Raw genomic sequence first — 19,651 nt, 5'->3', positions numbered from 1 at the left:
CCCTCCTCCTTCCGGTCTGCTCGTCCCGGCTGCGCCGAGGCTCAGGCGCTCTTCTCCCGGCGCTCGCGCTTGATCATGTCGCGCGGCACCAGGGTCGGGATGGCGTGCTTGGAGACCACGTCACCGGTGACCACCACGCGGGCGACGTCCTGACGCGAGGGCACCTCGTACATCACGGACATCAGCACCTCCTCCATGATGGCCCGCAGGCCGCGCGCGCCGGTGCCGCGCAGGATCGCCTGGTCGGCGATCGCCTCCAGCGCGTCCCGGCTGAACTCCAGCTCCACGCCGTCCAGTTCGAACAACTTGCGGTACTGCTTGACCAGCGCGTTCTTCGGCTCGGTGAGGATCTGCAGCAGCGCCTCGCGGTCCAGGTTGTGCACGCTGGTGATCACCGGCAGCCGGCCGATGAACTCCGGGATCATGCCGAACTTGACCAAGTCCTCCGGCATCACCTGACGGAAGTGGTCGCTGGCGTCGCTCTCCCGCTTGGACCGGATGGTGGCGCCGAAGCCGATCCCCTTGGCGCCCGAGCGGCCCTCGATGATCCGCTCCAGGCCGGCGAACGCGCCACCCACGATGAACAGCACGTTGGTGGTGTCGATCTGGATGAACTCCTGGTGCGGGTGCTTGCGACCGCCCTGCGGCGGGACCGAGGCGGTGGTCCCCTCCAGGATCTTCAGCAGCGCCTGCTGGACGCCCTCGCCGGAGACGTCCCGGGTGATCGACGGGTTCTCGCTCTTGCGGGCGACCTTGTCGATCTCGTCGATGTAGATGATCCCGGTCTCGGCCTTCTTGACGTCGTAGTCGGCCGCCTGGATCAGCTTGAGCAGGATGTTCTCGACGTCCTCGCCGACGTAGCCGGCCTCGGTCAGCGCGGTGGCGTCGGCGATCGCGAACGGGACGTTCAGCATCCGGGCCAGGGTCTGCGCCAGCAGCGTCTTGCCGGAGCCGGTCGGGCCCAGCAGCAGGATGTTCGACTTGGCCAGCTCGATGGCGTCCTCACGGCCGCCGTTGCGCCCGGCCTCGCCGGCCTGCACCCGCTTGTAGTGGTTGTAGACCGCGACCGAGAGCGCCTTCTTGGCGAGGTCCTGGCCGACCACGTACTGGTCCAGGAACTCGTAGATCTCGCGCGGCTTCGGCAGCTCCTCGAAGCGCACCTCGGAGGACTCGGCGAGTTCCTCCTCGATGATCTCGTTGCAGAGGTCGATGCACTCGTCGCAGATGTACACGCCTGGGCCGGCGATCAGCTTCTTCACCTGCTTCTGCGACTTGCCGCAGAACGAGCACTTGAGCAGGTCGCCACCGTCTCCGATGCGTGCCACGAGGTGCTTCCCCTTCGCCAAGGGCCCCGCGGGGGTTCCGGGGCCTGGTGCTGTGGACCGCCACCGCCGTCCGGCGGTCGGGTCTCGGTATCCGACGGTACTCTGCCAAGCCGCAGAATCAGCCGTCTTCGACAGCTCTGCCCTACGCCCTGGGCGAATTGATACCGAACAGATGCCGTCGGTGCCGCTGCGGGCGGGCGTACCGGACGGCGCGCCCGCCCCTGGCGGCGGTGCCCACTCAGTCGGTGAGCGAGGCCTTGCGGGTGGAGATGATCTGGTCGATCAGCCCGTACTCCAGCGCCTCCTCGGCGGTGAGGATCTTGTCGCGCTCGATGTCCTCGCGGACCTGCTCGATCGGCCGCTTGGAGTGCTTGGAGAGCATGTCCTCCAGCTGCTCGCGCATCCGGAAGATCTCCCTGGCCTGGATCTCCAGGTCGGAGACCTGGCCGCGGCCGGTCTCGGTGTACGGCTGGTGGATCAGGATCCGGGCGTTCGGCAGCGCCATCCGCTTGCCGGGGGTGCCGGCCGCGAGCAGCACGGCGGCGGCCGAGGCGGCCTGGCCCATGCACACGGTCTGGACGTCCGGCTTGACGTACTGCATGGTGTCGTAGATCGCGGTCAGCGCGGTGAACGAGCCGCCGGGCGAGTTGATGTACATCTGGATCTCGCGGTCCGGGTCCATCGACTCGAGGCAGAGCAGCTGCGCCATGATGTCGTTGGCCGAGACGTCGTCCACCTGGGAGCCCAGGAAGATGATCCGCTCCTCGAAGAGCTTGGCGTACGGGTCGTACTCGCGGATGCCCTGCGAGGTTCGCTCGACGAAGCGCGGGACGATGTAGCGGCCCTCGGCACGGGCGCCGAGGTACTCGCCGGCGGGGGTGTTGCGCGGGTTCATTCGGGTGTCCTCCGGAAGCGTTCCGACGTGGTGGGGTGCGGGGCTGCGGCGATCAGGCGCCGGTGCCGCCGCCGCCGGGGACGTCCGCGGCGCTGTGCATGATGTCGTCGATCAGGCCGTAGGCCTTGGCCTCCTCCGCGGTGAACCAGCGGTCGCGGTCGGAGTCCTTGGTGATCTGGTCGAAGGACTGCCCGCTGTGCTGCGAGATCAGCTCCGACATCCGCTTCTTCATCCGCAGCAGCTGCTCGGCCTGGATCCGGATGTCCGTGGCCGAACCGCCCAGGCCGGCCGAGGGCTGGTGCATCAGGATCTCGGCGTTCGGCAGCGCGAAGCGCTTGCCCGGGGTACCGGCGGTGAGGAGGAACTGGCCCATCGAGGCCGCCATGCCCATGGCGATGGTCACCACGTCGTTCTTGATGTACTGCATCGTGTCGTAGATCGCCATGCCGGCCGTGATCGAACCGCCCGGCGAGTTGATGTACAGGTAGATGTCCTTCTCCGGCTCGGCGGCCAGGAGGAGGAGCTGGGCGGTGATCTTGTTGGCGATGTCGTCGTCGACCTGCTGGCCGAGGAAGATGATGCGCTCGCCGAGCAGCCGGTTGTAGACCTGGTCGCCCAAGCCGCCGAGAACGTCGCCACCGGCCGCGCGCGGCGTCATCAGGCCAGGCATCTGCATCTGCGGGAACGTCACTTAGCCACCTGCTCAGTCGGTTTCGCTTGCTTTCGTCGACCCTAACGCGCAGGCCCTGCCCGACCATCCCCCACGCAGAACTGTTCGCTGTGAGCGCAGGTGGCTCAGGGGTGCACAAACCCGACAGGCCCGGGCGCGTGATGCGCCCGGGCCTGCGGAGACGAACTACGGCGAGACTCAGGCCTCGTCGGTGGCGGCCTCGTCGGCGGCGGGGGTCTCGGCGGCGGCCTCGGCGGCCGCCTCCTCGTCCTCGTCCTCGTCGAAGTCGATGACCTCACCGTTGGTGTCCTTGACCGTGGCGGCCTCGACCACCAGGGCCAGGGCCTTGCCGCGGGCGACCTCGCCGACCAGCAGCGGCACCTGCTGGTTGGAGACGATCTGCTGGGCGAACTGGTCCGGGGACAGGCCCGAGCCGGCGGCGCGGCGGATCAGGTGCTCGGTGAGCTCCTCCTGGTTGACGCCCACCTCCTCCTTGGCCACGATCTCGTCCAGCACGAACTGGGTCTTGATGCCCTTCTTGGCCTGCTCCTCGGTCTCCGCCTCGAACTCCTCGAGGGTCTTGCCCTGCGCGGCGAGGTAGCTCTCCAGGGTCTGGCCGATCGGCTCCAGCTGGTGGTGCTCGAGGTTGTGCTTGCGGGTCTCGACCTCGTCCTTGAGGAGCTTCTCCGGGAACTCGATGTCGATCTTCGCGAGCAGCTCGTCCAGCACCCGCTCCTGGGCCTGGGTGGCCTGGTCGAACTCCTTCATCCGGCCCAGGCGCTTGCGCGAGTCGCCGCGCAGGGCCTCCAGGGTGTCGAACTCGCTGGCCAGCTGGGCGAACTCGTCGTCCAGCTCGGGCAGCTCCTTCTCCTGGACCGCCGTCACGGTGGCGGTGACCTCGGAGGTCTGGCCGGCCTGGCTGCCGCCCTTGAGCTCGGTGGTGAAGGTCTTCGACTCGCCGGCCGACAGGCCGATGACGGCCTCGTCGATGCCGTCCAGCAGACGGCCCGAGCCGATCTCGTAGCTCACGCCGGTGGCGGTGCCGTCCTCCGGCACCTCACCGTCGACCTTTGCCTCCAGGTCGATCACCACGATGTCGCCGGCGGCCGCGGCGCGCTCGACGTCCTTGACCGAGGCGAAGCGCTCGCGGAGCTGCTCCAGCGACTTCTCGACGTCCTCGTCGGTGACCTCGATCGGGTCCACCTCGACCGAGATCTCGGTGAAGTCCGGCAGGGTGATCTCGGGGCGGATGTCCACCTCGGCGACGAAGGTCAGACCGTTGGCGTCGAGGTCCTCGACACCCTTGATCTCCGTGATGTCGGGCTGCCCGAGGACCTCGACCTTGTTCTCGTCCACAGCCTGCGTGTAGAAGCGCGGCAGGGCGTCGTTGACGGTCTCCTCCAGCACGGCCGCACGGCCGAAGCGCTGGTCGATCACCCGGGCCGGGATCTTGCCCTTCCGGAAGCCCGGAACCGTGACCTGCTGGTTGATCTTCTGGTACGCCGCGTCGAGGCTGGGCTTGAGCTCCTCGAAGGGCACCTCGACGGTGAGTCGAACCCGGGTCGGGTTCAGAGTCTCGACGGCGCTCTTCACGGTTTGGTCTCCTATGGGGCTTGCGGTCGGCTTGTCTGGTCCGGACCGGACCCTCGCGGGCCGCGGACCGGGCAGACGGGTGATGAGCCACCTGAGTGCGGCATCTCCCGTATGGGGTGGACGGCGAGCGGCCCGACCCGGTCAGGGGCTGGGCGGGGACTCTGTCACCCTGGGGCGGTCGGCTCGTAGAGCCGTGACCGCCAGCGGCCCATCCTACCGGGTACCACGAAACTGACTGGTCGGGGTGACCGGATTCGAACCGACGGCCTTCCGCTCCCAAAGCGGACGCGCTACCAAACTGCGCCACACCCCGCACTGTGCGAGAGGAAGCGTACACGCCGGGCTCGTACGGCTCGCCGGTATTCGGCGGACTCCGAAAGGCCCGGGCGGCACGGTGAAGCCACGTGCGAGGCGGGCGCCGGACCAGGTACGCTGTTCCCCGTTCGCCCCTGGAGTCGATTCGCGGGGCGGCGTGCGGGTGTAGCTCAATGGTAGAGCCCTAGTCTTCCAAACTAGTCACGCGAGTTCGATTCTCGTCACCCGCTCCACCTGCGGTGGCCCCGGCCCGACGGCCGGGGCCACCGGCATGTCGGGCACCGGCGCGGCCGACCCCGACCCCGGCCCGAACGGCGCCGTACCGAGCGGTGACCACAGAAGCGGGGGACGCAGTGCAGCCGGAGCAGCGGCGGGCCGTCATCCAGCAGGCCGTGGTACGGGAACTGGCCCGGTTCGAGCGCGAGTTCACCATCGACGGGGAGGTCGTCCGGGGCCCGGGCAGCACCGCGGTGGCGATCCGCGAGCACGCCGGGGCGGACGGCACCGGGCACGTGGACCTCGGCTACGTGCTCCATCTGGGCAGCGCCGAGCTGCCGGTGCTCTGGGACTGCGCGGCGGGCCTGGGCACCACCGAGGCGGAGAAGCTGGACAGCGCGGTGCGGATGTGGGCCGCCACCACCGCGGCCACCGTGGTCGAGCTGCTGGACCACCGGGGCCGCTACGGCGACCACCTGGCGCTGCCCCAACTGCCCGGCTGGCACGCGGTGCAGGGCCCGGCCACCGTCTTCGGCTTCCACAGCGAGCAGCTCTCCGACTGGCTGGGCGCCCACCAGCTGCTGCCCGCCCTCGCCGCCGAGCTGGCCCCCGAGCTCACCGATCCCGGACTGAACGGCGTCAAGCTCTTCCTCGGCGGCCGCGCGGGGGACGAGGTGGCCGAGGTGCGGGTCAACGGCGAGGTGGCGCACCGGGCCTCCCGGGCGCTGGGTGCACTGGACTGGCCGCGCGGCGAACGCTTCTGCTGGGCGCGGCTGTTCGTGGTGCTGACGGCGGCCGGGGGCCCGTTGGCGGCGGTCCGGGCGGTCGAGGCGCCGGCGGCCGCACCGGCGCAGCCCGTCACGGCGCCCGGCGCGACCGTGCGGCGCGGTCCGGGCGGCTGGTGGCGCGGGCTGCGGGCCGGACGCTGAGCGGGGACCCGGAGCGGACCTGACGGCCCGTCCGGGGCACCGGCCGCCCCGGGCGGCGTCAGCTGGTGATGTTGCTCAGCGTCTTGGCGAGTTGGGTGAGGAAGTCCTGCACCGGCTTGGAGAGCTGGGCGGACTGGTTCAGCATGAAGCCGAAGAGTACGGCGACGATCGCCTGCGGCCATTTGATCTGCCCGCCGCGGATGAAGATGACCAGAATGATCCCGAACAGAACCAGGGCGGAAACGGAGAGCACCCGGACTCACTTCCTCACGTCATGGCGAAGCGGACCCCGGCCAGCCCGACGGTCCCGAGGCGGCACCCGCCGACCACCACGCACCCGACTTCCCCCGAGTTCCGGCCAGTCCCGCCCGGACTCAGTGTGGTCGACCGTGCCGACTGCGTAAAGGACTTGCCGCTGACAGGTGCCAAAAGTCCTGCACTGTGAGACGAGTTTCCGCCCTCCGGAACGACGGTGGACGAGTCCTGACGATCCGTTGCCCGGGGCCGGAGAAAGGGCCGTTCGCACACCGAGGGCCCGTCAGGCGCGGTGCTCCAGAATGGCCGAAGATCGGCGATGGCGACTTGACAGCGTGGGACTCGTGGACCCGTCCGTCACTCCCGCCACAGCAGCAGCACCGCGCGGTCGTCGTTGATGTCCTTGGCCACCGTCTCGATCAGCCGCACCGCCGCGCCCCGGGTCGAGCCGCCCAACTGGCCGGAAGCCACCAGCCGGTCGGCCTCGCCCATCAGCCGGTCCATGCCCTCGGCCAAGTCCCGGCCCGGGGCCTCCACCATGCCGTCGGTGCACAGCATCAGCACGTCGCCGGGGCCCAGCCGGCCGCGCACGCCCTCGAACTTGGCGCCGTCGTAGAGGCCGAGCAGCGGCCCCTCGGCCGCCTCCTTGTCCTCCCAGCGGCCGGCCCCGGCCAGCCGCTGCATCCCGGGCAGGTGGCCGGCCGACAGCAGCTCGTACTCCCCGCTGTCCAGGTCCAGGGCCAGGTGGACGGCGCTGGCGAAGCCCTCCTCCCAGTCCTGGCGCAGCAGATAGCCGTTGGCGGCGGGCAGGAACTCGTGCGGCGGCAGCGAGCCGAGCAGGCCGCCGAAGGCGCCGGAGAGCAGCAGCGCCCGCGAGCCGGCGTCCATCCCCTTGCCGGAGACGTCCGCCAGCACCACCTCGAGCATCCGCCGGCCGCCGCTGCCGGTGCGGGCGGCCACCACGAAGTCGCCGGAGAAGGACTGGCCGCCGGCCGGACGCAGCGCCATGTCGGCGTGCCAGCCGGCCGGCAGTTGGGGCACCTGGCTCTGCACCCGCAGCCGCTCGCGCAGGTCGAACAGCATCGAGCCGCCGCTGCGCCAGGGCACCCCGACCCGGCTGCGGAACTGGGCCAGCAGCAGCCCGGCCACCCCGACCGCGCCGACCACCAGGGCGGCGCCGGGGGTGACCCCGAAGACGTAGGCCTCGGGGCGGTCGCTGGCCGCCTGCTGGCCGGTGTGGATCACCGACTCGGTGGACAGGCCGAGCGCGGCGGTGGCGTAGAGCAGCACCAGCGAGACCGGGCGCAGCAGCAGCGAGCCGGCCAGGATCGGCAGCACCAGGGCGGTGGGCGGTACCCAGCCGGGGATCCAGACGTTCAGCGTCACCAGCAGCGGGACCAGCAGGAGCAGCACCGCGAAGGCCAGCCAGTCGGCGGCGTCACCGCGGAAGTAGTCCACCCCGGTCCGGCGCAGGGTGCGGCGGGCCCGGTAGAGCCGCTTGCGCAACCGGGCCGCCAGGGGGTCCGCCACCGCGGTCACGGAGTTCCCCTTCGCACTCGTCCGGGGCGCTGGGCCCGGCGCGCTGCCAGCCATGGGGCTTGACCCTATCCACCCAGGCCGCGCCCCGTCGACGGGCGTTCACGTCCCGGTCGCGCGGCCGCTTGTTTCCGGCCGGGCGACGACAGCGCACGCAGGGCTCACCAGGCCCTGCCCGGAGGCGAGTTGGGGCGCAGGTCACGGGCTCGCGCCGGGGTGCGGCGAATACCCCGGGCGCGCCGGGCGGCCGAAGGACTCGCCCTGGCGCCGGGTGGGTGATAGCTGTGGCATATGACACAGCTCGCCGATCCCCATGACGCGCTCTCGCTGCGGCCGCTGGCCGCCGAGGAGTGGGAACCCTGGTACGACGCGCTGGAGACCGCCTTCGGCTCGGTGGAGTCCGCCGAGCGCCGGGCCATGTGGCACGCCTTGACCGAAGTCGACCGGTCACTGGGCGTCTGGGAGGGCGAGGCGCCGGTCGGCACGGCCGGCGCCTTCTCGTTCCGGATGGCGGTGCCGGGCGGCGCGGTGCTGCCCACCGCGGGCGTGACCATGGTCGGGGTGCTGCCCACCCACCGCCGGCGCGGGGTGCTCACCGCGCTGATGCGCCACCAGCTGGACGACGTGCACGAGCGCGGCGAGGCGCTGGCCGTGCTGACCGCCTCGGAGCCCGCCATCTACGGGCGCTACGGCTACGGCCTGGGCACCTGGAAGCTGCGGGTCGAGGCACCGCGCGCCTGGGTGCGGGTGGCGCCGGGCCCCGAGGACGGCCGGATCCGGTTGCGGCTGGCCGACCCGCGGGCCGCGCTGGCCCACTGCGAGCGGCTCTACCACGAGCTGGTGCCGCGGCGGCCGGGGATGCTGGCCAGGCGGCCGGGCTGGGAGCGGCTGCCGGTCTTCGACCCGCCCGCCGAGCGGGGCGGCCACGGCCCGCTGCACTGCCTGCTGGCCGAGGACCGCACCGACGGCGAACTGCTCGGCTACGCCCGCTACTCGGTCGCCGAGCAGTGGCTGGACGGCGGCCCGGCCGGCGTGGTGCGGGTGCGCGAGGTGACGGCGGCCTCCGCAGCCGCCCGCCGGGCGCTGTGGCGCTACCTGCTGGACCTGGACCTGACCGAGACGGTGCAGGTGCCCAGCCTGCCGCTGGACGACCCGCTGCTGCACCTGGTCGGCGACCCGCGCCGGCTGCGGCCCCGGCAGCTGGACGCGCTCTTCGTCCGGCTGGTCGAGGTGGGCGACGCGCTGCGCTCGCGGCGGTACGCGGCGCCGGTGGACGTGGTGCTGGCTGTGCAGGACGAGTTCTGCCCGTGGAACACCGGACACTGGCACCTGCACAGCGCCGGGCCGGAGAAGGGCGCGGCCTGCGAGCCGACCGAGGCGTCGGCCGAGCTGGCGCTGGCGGTGCGGGAGCTGGGCGCCGCCTACCTGGGCGGCACCACGCTGGCCGCGCTGGCCGGGGCCGGGCTGGTCACCGAACTGCGGCCGGGCGCGCTGGCCGAGGCTTCGCGAGCCTTCGCCTGGGACGTGGCGCCCTGGCTGCCGCACGGGTTCTGATCCCCCGTGCGGCCTGCCTGGCGGTGGGTCAGCCCTGCTGCGGGTGGTGGGCCGGGATGGGCGGGAGCTCACCGGTCGCCTCGTAGGCGGTCAGCATCTCGATCCGGCGGGTGTGCCGGGGCTCGTCGCTGTACGGGGTGCTGAGGAAGATCTCGGCGAACTTGGTCGCCTCCTCCTCGGTGTGCATCCGGCCCCCGATGCTGAGCACGTTGGCGTTGTTGTGCTGGCGGCCGAGCGCGGCGGTCTGCTCGCTCCAGGCCAGCGCCGCGCGCACGCCCTTGACCTTGTTGGCGGCGATCTGCTCGCCGTTGCCCGAGCCGCCGATCACGATGCCCAGCGCCTCGGGGTCGGCGGCGGTGCGCTCGGCGGCGCGCAGGCAGAACGGCGGGTAGTCGTCCTCGGCGTCGTAGATGTGCGGGCCGCAGTCGATCGGCTCGTGCCCGGCCTTGGTGAGCCAGTCGACGAGGTGGTTCTTCAGTTCGTATCCGGCGTGGTCGGAACCCAGGTAAACGCGCATGGGCACGAGTGTGGCATGCACCCGGACCAGGGGCCGCCAAGGGACCGCCAGTGCGTCAGATCGGCCTGGCCGGGGGTCGGCAGCCGATGGCGCGACCAAGCGGTTACGGCGGGTGAGCACCCGGTCCGGATCGTGAACCGGCATCGGACCGCCCATCGTCATCCCGGATAGTGGATGCCGCTGTCCGTATTACGAACGTCTGGATCCCGATGACCGCCACCAACACCCCTGCTCCCCCGGCCTCGCAACCCGCACCGGCCGACTCGGCCGCACCTCAGCTCGCGCGCGGTCTGAAGCAGCGTCACCTGTCGATGATCGCCCTGGGCGGGGTGATCGGGGCGGGCCTCTTCGTCGGTTCGGGGGCCGGCATCGCGGCGGCCGGGCCGGCCGTGGTGCTGGCCTTCGCGGCCTCCGGGCTGCTGGTGATGCTGGTCATGCGGATGCTCGGCGAGATGTCCGCCGCGCACCCCGCCTCCGGCTCCTTCTCGGTGCACGCCGAGCGCGAGATCGGCCCGTGGGCCGGCCTGACGGCCGGGTGGATGTACTGGGTGATGCTCTGCTGCGGTGTGGCCGCCGAGGCCACCGCGGCCGGCGCGATCATGCACTCCTGGCTGCCCGGGGTGCCCGGCTGGGCCTGGGTCGGCGTCTTCATGGCCTTCTTCTGCGCCAGCAACCTGACCGCGGTGAAGAACTTCGGCGAGTTCGAGTTCTGGTTCGCCGCGATCAAGATCAGCGCGATCGCGGCCTTCCTGGTGCTCGGCGTACTGGGCGTGACCGGGGTGCTCGGCACGGCCCCCGGCACCGCCAACCTGACCGGCCACGGCGGCTTCCTGCCGGCCGGCACCAGCGGGCTGGTCACCGGCCTGCTGGCCTCCGTCTTCGCCTACGGCGGGCTGGAGACGGTGACCATCGCGGCCGCCGAGTCCGACGACCCGCGGCGCAACGTGGCCCGCGCGGTGCGCACCGCGGTCTGGCGGATCGCGCTCTTCTACGTCGGCTCGATGGCCCTGGTGGTCACCCTGGTGCCGTGGAACGACCCGAAGGTGGTCACCCAGGGCCCGTACGTGACGGTGCTCCAGGTGCTCGGCGTGCCCGGCGCGGCGCTGGTGATGAAGGCCGTGGTCCTCATCGCCCTGCTGAGCGCGATGAACGCCAACATCTACGGCGCCTCCCGGATGGCCTTCTCGCTGGTCGCCCGCGGCCAGGGCCCCAGGGTGCCGGCCAAGGTGGGCGGCGGGGTGCCGCGGGCGGCGGTGCTGGCCTCCTGCGCCTTCGGCTTCGCGGCCGTGCTGGCCGGCTACTGGTGGCCGGACACCGTCTTCAGCTGGCTGATGAACACCACCGGCGTGGCCATCCTGGTGGTCTGGCTCTTCATCGGCGCGGCCCAGTTGCGGATGCGCCGCCGGCTGGAGCGCGAGGCGCCCGAACTGCTGACGGTGCGGATGTGGGCCTACCCGTACCTCACCTGGCTGGCGATCGCGGCGGTGGCCGGGGTGCTGGCCCTGATGACCACCACGCCCGGCGACCGGGCCCAGCTGTACGCAGCCGGGGTGCTGGTGGCAGCGCTCAGCGCGGTCGGCTACTGGCGCCAGCGTCGTGCAAGGGCTGCGTGAAAGGATGCTCTGGGGCAGGACCTGCCCCGTGACCTGCACCACCGTGCGAGCCGGACAAAGGAGTACCGCAGTGCCGGGCAAGAACCTCAGCCGGGACGAAGCACAGCAGCGCGCCGGCCTCCTCAGCGTGGACGGCTACGAGGTCCACCTCGACCTCACCAGCGCGCCGGACGCCACCGCGTCCACCTTCGTCTCCACCACCACCATCCGCTTCCGCTGCACCGAGCCGGGCGCCGGGTCCTTCGCGGACCTGCTGGCGCCGCGGGTGCGCGCGGTGACGCTGAACGGCCGCGAGCTGGACCCGGCCGCCGTCTACGACGGGGCCCGGGTCGCGCTGACCGGCCTGGCGGCGCAGAACGAGCTGGTGGTGGTCGCGGACTGCGCCTACAGCCGCACCGGAGAGGGCCTGCACCGCTTCGTCGACCCGGCGGACGGCGAGACCTACCTCTACACCCACTTCGAGCCCGCCGAGGCCCGTCGGGTGTTCGCCAACTTCGAGCAGCCGGACCTGAAGGCGCCCTACCGGTTCACCGTGACCGCCCCCGCCGCCTGGGACGTGTACGCCAACGGCGCCGAGGAGAGCAGCGCGACCGACGGGGACGCCCGGACCTGGCGGTTCCTGGAGACCAGGCCGATCTCCACCTACCTGACGGCCGTGGTGGCCGGCCCGTACCACGTGGCCCGCGACCACTGGAGCCGGCAACTGGCCGACGGCAGCACGCTGGAGATCCCGCTGGCCGCCACCTGCCGCAGGTCGCTGGCGCCGTACTTCGACGCCGAGGAGATCTTCGCCGTCACCAAGCAGGGCCTGGACTTCTTCCACGAGGAGTTCCAGTACCCGTACCCGTTCGGCAAGTACGACCAGTGCTTCGTGCCGGAGTACAACATCGGCGCGATGGAGAACCCGGGCTGCGTGACCTTCCGGGAGGACTTCGTCTTCCGCTCCAAGGTCACCGAGGCCGCCTACGAGGCACGGGCCAACGTCATCCTGCACGAGATGGCGCACATGTGGTTCGGCGACCTGGTCACCATGAAGTGGTGGGACGACCTGTGGCTCAAGGAGTCCTTCGCGGACTTCATGGGCTCCTTCGCCCAGCAGGAGGCCACCAAGTACCAGGCCGCCTGGGTGACTTTCGCCAACCAGCGCAAGGCCTGGGCCTACCGGCAGGACCAGTACCCGACCACCCACCCGATCACCGCGGACATCCGCGACGTCGAGGACGCCAAGCTCAACTTCGACGGCATCACCTACGCCAAGGGCGCCTCGGTGCTCAAGCAGCTGGTCGCCTACGCCGGCCGGGAGCCGTTCTTCGAGGGTGCCCGCCGCTACTTCCAGCAGCACGCCTTCGGCAACACGGTGCTCGGCGACCTGCTGGAGGTGCTGGCCGCCACCTCCGGGCGCGGCGAGCAGGCGATGGCCGAGTGGTCCGCCGGCTGGCTGCAGACCGCCGGCGTCAACTCGCTGACCCCGCAGCTGACCTGTGACGCCGAGGGACGGATCACCGAGCTCGCGGTGCTGCAGGACGGGGAGCCGCTGCGCCCGCACCGGATCGCGATCGGCCTCTACGACCGGGAGGCCGACGGCGCGCTGCGCCGCACCGCCCGGGTCGAGCTGGACGCGGCCGGCGCCCGCACCGTGGTGCCGGAGCTGGCCGGCCGGGCCCGCCCGGCCCTGGTGCTGGTCAACGACGACGACCTGACGTACTGCAAGATCCGCTTCGACGAGGACTCGCTGGCCACCCTGCGCTCCGCGCTCGGCGACATCGAGGAGCCGCTGGCCCGGGCGCTGGCCTGGTCGGCCTGCTGGAACCTGACCCGGGACGGCCTGCTGCCGGCCCGCGACTACCTGGACCTGGTGCTGCGCTTCGCCGGCCGGGAGTCGGACATCGGCGTGCTGCAGTCGCTGCACACCCAGGCCAAGGCCGCGCTGGACCTGTTCGCCGACCCGGCCTACCGGGCCGAGGGCGGCCGGCTGCTGGCCGAGTGCGCGCTGCGCGAGCTGCGCGCGGCCACCCCGGGCAGCGACCACCAGCTGGCCTGGGCCCGGTTCACCGCTGCCGTCGCGCAGGGTCCGCAGGAGCACCAGCTGCTGGAGGGCCTGCTGGCCGGCACCGCCCGGATCGACGGCCTCGAGGTGGACCAGGACCTGCGCTGGTCGCTGTGGATCGCGCTGGCCGCGGCCGGGCGGGCCACGGTGGCCGAGCTGGACGCCGAGCTGAAGCGGGACAACACCGCCAGCGGCAGCCAGAAGGCCACCCAGGCACTCGCCGCCCGGCCCACCGCCGAGGCCAAGGCGGCCGCCTGGTCCGCGGTGGCCGACTCCGACCTGCTGCCCAACGCCATGGTCGGCGCCCAGACCGCGGGCTTCGCCCAGGCCGGGCAGCGCGGGCTGACCGCGCCGTACACCGAGCGCTACTTCGAGCTGCTGGAGGCCATCTGGGCCGAGCGCAGCATCGAGATCGCGATCCGCTTCGTCGGCGGCTTCTTCCCGCGGCTGCAGACCGACCAGGCGACCCTGGACGCCACCGACGCCTGGCTCACCGGGCACCCGGCAGCCGCCCCGGCGCTTCGCCGACTGGTGATCGAGTCCCGTGACGAGCTGGCCCGGGCGCTGCGCGCGCAGGCGGTCGACCGCGGCTGAGCCGCCGTCACGCCGAACGGCCCGCCCCTGACCGGGGCGGGCCGTTCGCGTCGGTGCGGCCGACTACTTGAGGGTGGCCGAGGTGAGGCCGGCCTGGACCTGCTTCTGGAAGGACAGGTAGACCACCAGCACCGGCAGCATCGCGATGGTCATCCCGGCGAACAGGCCCGGGAAGTCGCTCGCGTAGCCGCTCTGCACGGCCAGGTTCATCAGGCCCTGGGCCAGCATCGAGCGGTCCGGGTCGGTGCCGCTCTGCTGCTGCATGAGGGTGACCGGCAGCAGGTACTGGTTCCACTGGCCGAGCACGTTGAAGATGAAGACGCTGATCAGCCCCGACTTCGCCATCGGCACCATGACCTGGAAGAAGGCCCGGGTGTGCGAGCAGCCGTCGATCATCGCGGCCTCGTGCACCGCGGTCGGCAGCGAGCGGAAGAAGGAGTAGAGGAAGAAGACGGTGAACGGCAGCGAGTAGGCCGTGTACACCAGGATCAGGCCCAGGTAGCTGTTCAGCCCGAGCAGCGGCGAAATCTGCCCGAGGTTCTTCACCATGAAGAAGAGCGGGACCAGGGCCAGGTAGACCGGGAACATCGCGCCGGCCACGAAGAAGTAGTAGATGGTCCGGTTGCCGCGGAACTCGTAGCGGGCCAGCACGTAGGCCGCCATCGCGCCGAGCAGCATCGTCAGCGTGAGCGAACCGGCCAGCACGATCACGGTGTTGGCGAAGAAGCCGCCGATGCCCTTGGTCCAGGCCCGGGAGAAGGCGTCGAGGTGCCAGTGCGAGGGCCAGCTCCAGGCGCTGCCGCCGATCTGCGCGTTGGTCTTGAACGAGCCCAGCACGATCCAGATCAGCGGGACGATGATCATCAGGGCCCACAGGGCCAGGAAGCCGTGCGAGAAGACGTTGAGGATCCCCCCGCCGTCGGCGAAGCGCTGCTCGCGCGCGGGCTTGCGCGGCGCGTCGGAGCCGGAGCGCTGGGCCGGAACGGTGGCCGCGTCGGTGTTAGTGCTCATGCCGGGTGACCTCAGAACTCGATCTTCTCGCGCCGGGTGACCCGGAGCGAGACGACGGACAGGACCAGGGTGATGAAGAAGATCACCACTCCCATGGCGCAGGCGTAGCCGGCCTTGCCGTAGGTGATGAAGTTGCGCATCAGCAGGGTCGCCATGATCTCGCTGTGGTGGTCCGGGCCACCGCCGTAGTACGCACCGGGGGTCATGGTGGAGACCAGCGCGAAGGCGTCCATGGCGGCGATCGCCAGGTAGACCCAGGCGGTCTGGACGGTCTCCCAGAGCAGCGGCAGGGTGATCTTGAAGAAGGTCTGGGCGCGCCCGGCGCCGTCCAGCAGGGCGGCCTCGTAGATGTCCTTCGGCACGTTCTGCATCGCGGCCGAGAAGAGCACCAGGTAGAAGCCGACGCCGGACCAGACCAGCACGCCCACCACGCACCACAGGCCGAGGTCGGGGTCGGCCAGCCACTGCCACGGGTGGTTCGCGTCCTCCAGGCCCAGCTTGACCAGCACGCCGTTGAGCAGACCGCCCTGGTCGGTGCGGTACACGCCCTGGAAGAGGACCGAGAGGATGGCGACCGAGAGCACCTGCGGGAAGAAGAAGACGACCTTGTAGAAGGCCGCCCCGCGCACCCCCTGCACGCCGCCGGTACCGCTGCGGCCGCCCACGTTGAGCATGAAGGCGAAGAACAGCGCCAGCAGGATGGTGACCAGCGGCAGCACGAGCAGCAGCAGCAGGTTGTGCTGCAGCGCGAGCAGGAAGGTGCTGTCGCCGAAGAGCTTGGTGTAGTTCCTCAGGCCGATGAAGTTCATCTGCTGCGAGGCACCCGACCAGTCGGTCATCGAGTACCCGAAGGTCTGCAGGTACGGCCAGATGACCAGGGCCACGTACAGCAGCACCGGGAGGAAGAGGAACCCCACGATGAAGGGGTATTTGCGATGACGCATGGGAGCTGCTCCTGTCCGCCACAGCCTGTGGTCAGACAGGCTCGAAGGTGCGCGGGGGTTGATTCAGCGGGGCGCGTGGAAGCACCGGGGCCCGCGAGCGGGCCCCGGTGTCCGGAGGTGGTACCGAGGCCTGCGCGGGTGTCAGACCTTCTTGGAGGTCGCGGCCTTGCCGCGGGCGACCCAGTCGGCCGGGCTGATCCGCTTGTTGACCAGCTCGTTGGTGGCGTTCTGCAGCTCGGTGTCGAAGGCCGTCTGCAGGTCCGGGTAGGTGAAGTTGAACGTACCGGTGCCGGCCGCGGTGACCGCCACCGAGGAGGACTTGGTGCCCGGCTTGAGCACCACGTCGGCGCCGATGCCGTCCTTGAGCACGGTGAGCGAGTTGGCGGCCGCGGCGAACTTGCCGGAGCCCTCCTTCGTCAGCATCATCCGCAGGAACTCCAGGCCGCCGTTCTTGTTCTTGCCCTTGCTCGGGACGATGAACGGCTCGCCGGCGCCGGCCCGCACCGCGGTGGGGGGCAGCTTGTCGCCGCTCAGCGACGGAATCGGCAGGAAGGCCATGTCGAAGTCGGCCGGGGTGACCTTGATCATCTCGTTCTCCAGCCACGAGCCGGAGGGGATGAAGGCGGCCTTGCCCTGGCACCAGGCGGTCTGCGACTCGGTGTGGGTCATGCCGTTGGTGCCCGGGAGCAGGAAGTCGCCCGCCATGATCTTGTAGAAGGCGCTGACGCCGGCCAGCACGGCCGGGTCGTCCCAGGCGGTCGGGTCGCAGGCGTCGATCTTCTTGACCAGGTCCAGGCCGCCCTGCTTGGCGATCAGGTCCAGGATCACGTAGTTGGCGTAGTAGGGGTACTTGCCCTGGTGGGCGAAGGGCGCGATGCCGGCCGCCTTGATGGTGCCGCACAGGGTGATGAAGTCGTCCCAGGTCTTCGGGACGGCCCAGCCCTTCTCCTTGAACAGCTTGTTGGAGTACCACAGGCCGTACACGGTGTAGACGTAGTTGAGCGAGTACATCTTGCCGTTGATGGTGCCCTGCTCGATGGTGCCGGGCAGCAGCACGTCGCGGATCTTCTTGGACGGGTCGTCCAGGTAGGGCGCGTCGAGCAGCACGCTGAGGTCGGTGAGCTGGTCCGCGCCGGCCAACACGTCGATCTTCATCTGCTGGGCGCCGGAGTCGTCGACGACGTCCGGCGGGTTGCCCGCGTTGAAGCGCGGCTGGAGCTTGGGGCTGATGTCCTGGGTGCCCAGGTGGCTGATGGTGGCGCCGGAGTAGGTCTTCTTGTACATGTCCTCGAAGGCCTTGGCGTAGTCGTCGCCGTACCCGCCCTTGAAGATCACGACGTCCAGCGGGTCGCTCGCCTTGACCCCGAACGGGTTGGTGGCGCTGCCGGTGCCCGTGGAAGAGCTGCTCTTGGCGTCGCTGCTGCCGCCGGTACCCCCGGCGCAGGCCGCGAGCAGCGAGCCGCCACCGGCCGCCAGGACGGTGACAGCGGCCGCGCGCTTGAAGATGTCGCGGCGGTTGTACTCAGTTGCAGAGCCCATGTGGTGCCCTAACCCCTCAGTGTCCGAGTGATGCAGAGGTGAACCGACGTGCGGCCGAAAAAGCGAACTGACGACCAGTCAACTGCCGCCCCCGCTCCGTGCCTTAACCGTGCCTCGCGGCTAAGGTGCCGGTCAGAAGGGGTATCGTCGATGGGCAAAGGTATAGTCCACTGTTCATTCGGCGGCAATAGTCTGCCCGTCGGTAACGGCGTGCAGCACTCAAAGCGTTGTCGGCGGTGCAGCATGTGCAATGTTCAGGAAGCCTGCGTATTTCTCGGCGCTACCTGAACGTTGCCTTGCGTGCGGAGCACGATAGCGGGGTTCTGCTCAAATGAACATAGAAATGCGCAGCTTCGCGCAACCACAGCGTGGTCGCGCGAAGCTGCGCAGGGCGTGCCGGAGGGGTCCGGCGGACCTCGGCCCCGGGCCCGTCAGGTGTGCCTCGGCCCCGGTCCGACCCGGCGGACCTCAGTCCCGGTTCTCCCGCAGGCCCTTGTCCAGGGCGGCGACCAGGCTGCCCTGGGCGTCGTCGTTGTCCAGCGCCCAGGCCATCACCCCGGCCAGGCCGTTCTCGTCGGCGTACTCGGCCTTGCGGGTGAGCAGCTGCGGGGTGTCGAAGGTCCAGAAGGTGGTGCCGTCGTACTTCCAGCTCGCGCCGTGCTCGCGGTCGGTGAAGACCTGGCCGGGCAGGTCCTTGATCGCCTTGTAGGGCAGGTTGCCGCCCTGGGCCAGGCCGGTGGCCGACTGGTACAGGCCGTGGTTCGGGCCGGCCGGCACGCCGGTCCAGCCGTAGCCGTAGAACGGCACGCCCAGCACCAGGCGGTCGGCCGGGACCCCGCGGTCCAGGTAGTCCTGGACCACCCGGTCCACGCTGTAGCCCTTGTTGTCCGGGGCGGCGTCGGCCGGGTCGGAGTAGAGGTTGGCGTTGTGGTCGGTGGGCCCCTGCGCCTCCCAGGAGCCGTGGAAGTCGTAGGTCATCAGGTTCATCCAGTCCACCGACCTGGCGACCTTGGACAGCTCCAGCTGCCCCTGCTTGCCCTCGCCGGAGGGGACCGCGTCGGTCAGCAGGTAGTGCTGGTGCCGCTGGCGGCCCAGCGCGTCCAGCTCGCGGCGGAACTCCTGCATCAGCAGCGTGTAGTTGCGGCCGTCCTCGGGGCGCACCACGTTGCCGCCGTCACCGCCGCCGCCCGGGTACTCCCAGTCGATGTCGATGCCGTCGAAGACGCCCGCACCGGCGCCCGCACCGCCCTCGGCGGAGCCGATCTGCGGCAGGTTGCCCTTGAGGTAGAGGTCGATGCAGGAGGAGACGAACTTCTTCCGGGAGGCGTCGGTGGCGGCCGCGTCGGAGAAGTACTTGGACCAGGACCAGCCGCCCAGCGAGATCACCGCCTTGAGCTGCGGGTTGACGGCCTTGAGCTCGCGCAGCTGGTTGAAGTTGCCCTTCAGCGGCTGGTCGGCGGCGTCGGCCACGCCGGTCACCGACTCGGCCGCCGAGACCGGGCGCTGGTAGTCGGCCCAGGCGTCGCCGACGCCGGCCGCGTTGGCCTCGAAGCAGGTGCCGTCGGCGGAGACGTTGCCGAAGGCGTAGTTGAGCACGGTGAGTTTGCCGGCCTGACCGGAGGTCTGCACCTGCTTGGCGGAGAAGCCGCTGTAGATGCTCCACTGGGTGAAGTAGCCGACCCGCTGGCCGGGCAGGCGGTGGTGGTCCTGGGGGGCCGCCTGGGCGATCGGCGCGGCGGCCAGCGACGCCAGCACGGTGGCGGCGGCCAGCACGGCCGAGGAACGACGGGAGATGCGCATGCGGGAGACCTGTGGCTCTCTCTGAGACAGCATCAGACATGGGGCCCGAGGACCGGAATGGTCTGGACCAAGCTGAGACAGAGGTTTAGTCCGTGCAGGACCGTGTGCACAAGGGCCGGGACCGCCACGGCGGGTTTCGGCCAGTTCCGGGTGGCGGGGCGCGGTCAGGTCGGCAGACCGGCGGGGGGCGCGCCGGACACGGCGGCAGGGGTGGGTCCGCAAACGGCGCGGACCGCGCCCCTCCGCCTGGGAGGGACGCGGTCCGTACCGGCCCTGGGGCCCGGCGCCGGCTCAGCGG

The 19,651-nt window shown here is 70.7% G+C and carries 15 protein-coding genes and 2 tRNA genes; 5 read left to right on the top strand and 12 right to left on the bottom strand.

Annotated features, from left to right (window positions below; all coding sequences use genetic code 11):
* Positions 1-41: 41 nt before the first annotated feature.
* From clpX to C7C46_RS20205, 5 genes are all read right to left on the bottom strand, one after another.
* Positions 42-1,325 (bottom strand): ATP-dependent Clp protease ATP-binding subunit ClpX, encoded by a 1,284-nt coding sequence (gene clpX / locus C7C46_RS20225; RefSeq protein WP_110671286.1) that lies wholly within the window; start codon positions 1,323-1,325, stop codon positions 42-44.
* 238 nt (positions 1,326-1,563) lie between these two features.
* The gene (locus C7C46_RS20220) at positions 1,564-2,220 is read right to left on the bottom strand and encodes an ATP-dependent Clp protease proteolytic subunit (protein ID WP_110671285.1); all 657 of its coding nucleotides are present in this window, start codon (positions 2,218-2,220) and stop codon (positions 1,564-1,566) included.
* A 52-nt stretch (positions 2,221-2,272) separates the two neighbouring features.
* Positions 2,273-2,878 (bottom strand): ATP-dependent Clp protease proteolytic subunit, encoded by a 606-nt coding sequence (locus C7C46_RS20215; RefSeq protein WP_181442435.1) that lies wholly within the window; start codon positions 2,876-2,878, stop codon positions 2,273-2,275.
* 210 nt (positions 2,879-3,088) lie between these two features.
* Complete coding sequence (gene tig, locus C7C46_RS20210; protein WP_110671284.1) at positions 3,089-4,483, bottom strand: trigger factor; 1,395 nt, start codon at positions 4,481-4,483, stop codon at positions 3,089-3,091.
* 236 nt (positions 4,484-4,719) lie between these two features.
* Positions 4,720-4,796, bottom strand: a tRNA-Pro gene (locus C7C46_RS20205).
* 161 nt (positions 4,797-4,957) lie between these two features.
* Between C7C46_RS20205 and C7C46_RS20200 the strand changes: the two genes are divergently transcribed.
* Both C7C46_RS20200 and C7C46_RS37370 read left to right on the top strand, forming a co-directional pair.
* Positions 4,958-5,031 (top strand) — tRNA-Gly (locus C7C46_RS20200).
* Positions 5,032-5,127: 96 nt separating this feature from the next.
* Positions 5,128-5,943, top strand: coding sequence for a DUF6348 family protein (locus C7C46_RS37370; RefSeq protein WP_146259149.1), 816 nt, complete (start codon positions 5,128-5,130; stop codon positions 5,941-5,943).
* Positions 5,944-6,001: 58 nt separating this feature from the next.
* Here C7C46_RS37370 and C7C46_RS20190 read toward each other — a convergent pair whose 3' ends face one another.
* Positions 6,002-6,196, bottom strand: coding sequence for a hypothetical protein (locus tag C7C46_RS20190; RefSeq protein ID WP_110671282.1), 195 nt, complete (start codon positions 6,194-6,196; stop codon positions 6,002-6,004).
* A 359-nt stretch (positions 6,197-6,555) separates the two neighbouring features.
* Positions 6,556-7,791: a PP2C family protein-serine/threonine phosphatase gene (locus C7C46_RS20185; protein WP_110671281.1), complete on the bottom strand. Its 1,236-nt coding sequence runs from the start codon at positions 7,789-7,791 to the stop codon at positions 6,556-6,558.
* Between the two features lie 234 nt (positions 7,792-8,025).
* Between C7C46_RS20185 and C7C46_RS20180 the strand changes: the two genes are divergently transcribed.
* Positions 8,026-9,288: a GNAT family N-acetyltransferase gene (locus C7C46_RS20180; protein WP_110671280.1), complete on the top strand. Its 1,263-nt coding sequence runs from the start codon at positions 8,026-8,028 to the stop codon at positions 9,286-9,288.
* 28 nt (positions 9,289-9,316) lie between these two features.
* On the opposite strand, the gene C7C46_RS20175 is transcribed toward C7C46_RS20180, so the two are convergent.
* Positions 9,317-9,805, bottom strand: a complete 489-nt coding sequence (locus C7C46_RS20175) for a ribose-5-phosphate isomerase (protein ID WP_110671279.1) — start codon at positions 9,803-9,805, stop codon at positions 9,317-9,319.
* A 209-nt stretch (positions 9,806-10,014) separates the two neighbouring features.
* On the opposite strand from C7C46_RS20175, the gene C7C46_RS20170 reads away from it, so the two are divergent.
* On the top strand, positions 10,015-11,418 hold the full coding sequence (locus C7C46_RS20170) for an amino acid permease (RefSeq protein WP_110671278.1): 1,404 nt from the start codon (positions 10,015-10,017) through the stop codon (positions 11,416-11,418).
* A 70-nt stretch (positions 11,419-11,488) separates the two neighbouring features.
* Positions 11,489-14,059 carry an aminopeptidase N gene (pepN, locus tag C7C46_RS20165; RefSeq protein ID WP_110671277.1) on the top strand — a complete coding sequence of 857 codons (2,571 nt, stop codon included), beginning with the start codon at positions 11,489-11,491 and terminating at the stop codon, positions 14,057-14,059.
* A 63-nt stretch (positions 14,060-14,122) separates the two neighbouring features.
* Here the strand turns inward: pepN and C7C46_RS20160 are convergent, their stop codons facing one another.
* The 4 genes from C7C46_RS20160 to C7C46_RS20145 form a co-directional block, all read right to left on the bottom strand.
* Positions 14,123-15,070 carry a carbohydrate ABC transporter permease gene (locus tag C7C46_RS20160; protein WP_110671276.1) on the bottom strand — a complete coding sequence of 316 codons (948 nt, stop codon included), beginning with the start codon at positions 15,068-15,070 and terminating at the stop codon, positions 14,123-14,125.
* 11 nt (positions 15,071-15,081) lie between these two features.
* The gene (locus tag C7C46_RS20155) at positions 15,082-16,014 is read right to left on the bottom strand and encodes a carbohydrate ABC transporter permease (RefSeq protein WP_110671275.1); all 933 of its coding nucleotides are present in this window, start codon (positions 16,012-16,014) and stop codon (positions 15,082-15,084) included.
* Between the two features lie 141 nt (positions 16,015-16,155).
* A complete protein-coding gene (gene ngcE / locus C7C46_RS20150; protein ID WP_110671274.1) occupies positions 16,156-17,553 on the bottom strand; it encodes an N-acetylglucosamine/diacetylchitobiose ABC transporter substrate-binding protein in 1,398 nt (465 codons plus the stop codon).
* Positions 17,554-18,021: 468 nt separating this feature from the next.
* Positions 18,022-19,353, bottom strand: coding sequence for a glycoside hydrolase family 18 protein (locus C7C46_RS20145; RefSeq protein ID WP_220040656.1), 1,332 nt, complete (start codon positions 19,351-19,353; stop codon positions 18,022-18,024).
* Positions 19,354-19,651 lie beyond the last annotated feature (298 nt).

The organism is Streptomyces tateyamensis, from assembly GCF_003205575.1.
GTDB classification, from domain to species: domain Bacteria; phylum Actinomycetota; class Actinomycetes; order Streptomycetales; family Streptomycetaceae; genus Kitasatospora; species Kitasatospora tateyamensis.
Note: the sequence above shows the minus strand (reverse complement) of the source record. Positions and strands in the feature narration are given on the sequence as shown.